A 1,783-nucleotide genomic window follows, 5' to 3' on the forward strand; every position below is an offset into this window, starting at 1 on the left:
CGTCCGGCCCTTCGCGCGCGGCGCAGGAACCCGTGGGAGACGGGATCCTGGCGCTGACGACTCAGCGCTCGTCGCCCCAGGCGTTGTATCGGTTGTCGTACTCGTCGTCACCGGGGGAGTAACGGTCCTCCGTGACGACATCCGTTCGACTGCCCTCGCTACTCTTGAGCTCCTGCTCAAGCGCGTGGTAGTTCGTCTCGGGGCTGTAGTACTTCAGCTCGCGAGCGACCTTAGTCTGCTTTGCCTTCTGACGGCCGCGGCCCATGGCTGAGACCCCCTCAACGTAGGAGCGGGGCTTGCGCCGTCCATGACGGCGGCCCCGTGCGTAAGTAGTCTGTTCAGACCCCAACGGTACATGCTCGCGTGCCATTCCCTCCACTCCGCGCCACGCGCCGCGCGTATCGGAGGACGTGGGAGGGGTGATCGCGCTCCGGAAGGTGTCTCAGGTCACGAGACCGATCGGTGCACGGTCCGGTCGGTCGCGGGCGCGTGACAGCCAGATCGGGACGCACGGTGCGTCTCGGGGCAGTCTGTACGATCCGGACGATTTCATCCGGCTCCCAAGTCGCCTCAATCCCGCTTTCTGCACACAATGGATGAGCGAGACCGTGTCCGCACACCGGGCGCCGCCCGGGCCGGTCGCGCACCAGGAGGTGCAGGGGATGTCGCTCCACGGAGACTCCGAGGTTCTACTGACGCCTGCAGAGGTGGCCAGCCTCTTCCGCGTCGACCCCAAGACCGTGACCCGCTGGGCCAAGGCGGGGAAGCTCTCGTCGATCCGTACCCTCGGTGGGCACCGTCGCTACAAGGAGTCGGAGGTGCGCGCGCTGCTCGGCGCCGCCTCCGAGGAGGCGACGCCGGACAAGTAGCTGGTCTGCGGGGGGCTGCTCAGCGGCGCCGGGCGCGGACGACGACGATCACGACCAGCGCCAGGCCCGCGGCGGCCGCCCCGAGCATCACCTGGGCGTTGCGCCGCCGACCGGGCTGGCCGTCGGGAAGGCCGCCGCCCGTGACGAAGGCGCCGGCGTCGCTCGCCGCCTGCTTGGTCGCCGACGCGAGCTGGTTCGCCTGGTACTTGGGCGAGAGCCGGATGGCGAGCTGGTCCAGGGTCGTGGACAGCTCGGCGCGGGTGCGCTTCACCTCGTCCTCGAGCTCCCGCGAGGTGGGCGCCGGGTTCTTGTTCTCGGGCGTCGTGGACTCGCTCACCGACGCACCCCCTTCTTCACCGTCTCCACGTCTTCCTTGACCCGGTCGATCGTCTCCGGCCGGCGGGCCGCCTTCTTGAGCTGGCCGACGGCGATCGCGACGGCGATCCCCGCGACGATCAGCATCGCGACGCCGACGACGAGGGCCGAGAGCCACAGCGGCCAGGCGGTGGCCAGGCCGGTGATGCCGGCCCAGATCAGCACGCCTACCGCGTACAGCACGATGACGAGGGCGGCGGCGATCAGGCCGAGCCCGATGCCGGACCGCTTCGCCTTCTCTGCCATCTCGGCCTTGGCGAGCGCGACCTCGGCGCGCACGAGGCGCGTGGCCTGTTCCGACAGCTGCTCCACGAGCCGCCCCATGGAGGGCGGCTGCTCGGCGGGCGGCGTGCGTCCGTCGTCCCAGTCCGACATCGGCTGCTCCGATCCTGCGTGTGGGTGATCGTCCGTGCGGTCCCACTCAACCCGTCTCTGCTGGTCCAGGCAATTCGACGCGGGCGGCGAGGGGGTGATCGTGCGAGATTCGGGCGTTGTGGCCGGAAACGACGAAACCCCCGTGCCGTTGGCACGGGGGTTTC

4 protein-coding genes are annotated in these 1,783 nt (G+C 69.8%); 1 reads left to right on the top strand and 3 read right to left on the bottom strand.

Features of this window, described 5'->3' with window-relative positions; translation table 11 throughout:
- Positions 1-61: 61 nt before the first annotated feature.
- Positions 62-265, bottom strand: coding sequence for a DUF3073 domain-containing protein (locus ACFT55_RS20105; RefSeq protein WP_380245628.1), 204 nt, complete (start codon positions 263-265; stop codon positions 62-64).
- Positions 266-662: 397 nt separating this feature from the next.
- On the opposite strand from ACFT55_RS20105, the gene ACFT55_RS20110 reads away from it, so the two are divergent.
- Positions 663-869, top strand: a complete 207-nt coding sequence (locus tag ACFT55_RS20110; protein WP_079575713.1) for a BldC family transcriptional regulator — start codon at positions 663-665, stop codon at positions 867-869.
- A gap of 19 nt (positions 870-888) precedes the next feature.
- Here the strand turns inward: ACFT55_RS20110 and ACFT55_RS20115 are convergent, their stop codons facing one another.
- Positions 889-1,206, bottom strand: a complete 318-nt coding sequence (locus ACFT55_RS20115; protein ID WP_380245630.1) for a DUF3618 domain-containing protein — start codon at positions 1,204-1,206, stop codon at positions 889-891.
- On the bottom strand, positions 1,203-1,783 hold a 581-nt coding region (locus tag ACFT55_RS20120; RefSeq protein WP_380245631.1), incomplete at its 5' end, for a phage holin family protein. The genes ACFT55_RS20115 and ACFT55_RS20120, both read right to left, overlap by 4 nt.

The organism is Isoptericola sp. NPDC057191 (genome assembly GCF_042670225.1).
GTDB lineage: Bacteria > Actinomycetota > Actinomycetes > Actinomycetales > Cellulomonadaceae > Isoptericola.